Source organism: Ochrobactrum sp. EDr1-4 (assembly GCF_049199085.1).
Classification (GTDB): Bacteria; Pseudomonadota; Alphaproteobacteria; order Rhizobiales; family Rhizobiaceae; genus Brucella.
In genome coordinates this window covers 1-250 of record NZ_JBLZOF010000050.1, presented here as the reverse complement: position 1 = coordinate 250, position 250 = coordinate 1, and the positions used below count along the sequence as shown (strand labels likewise).

Sequence of the window (250 nt, the reverse complement as noted above, 5' to 3'; positions counted from 1 at the left end):
GCAATGTGACGTTCAAGGGCGACCGCAATGTTACAGTCAAACAGTCAGGCACAGATAATAATGGTAAGATCGATGTTGCGCTGAACAAGGATATTGATCTTGGCAAGGATGGATCTGTTACCACTGGCAAGACCTCTGTGAGCGATGCGGGCGTGCGGGTTGGCAAAGATGTTAAACTCACCGATAAGGGCCTGGAGCTGGAAGGCGGAGTAAAAGTCACCACCGACGGTATCAATGCAGGCAACAAAAA

The 250-nt window shown here is 49.6% G+C and carries 1 protein-coding gene; it reads left to right on the top strand.

Annotated features, from left to right (window positions below; all coding sequences use genetic code 11):
* The coding region (locus tag ACOZHT_RS24490) for a hypothetical protein (RefSeq protein ID WP_421567135.1) at positions 1-250 on the top strand (250 nt) is incomplete at both ends.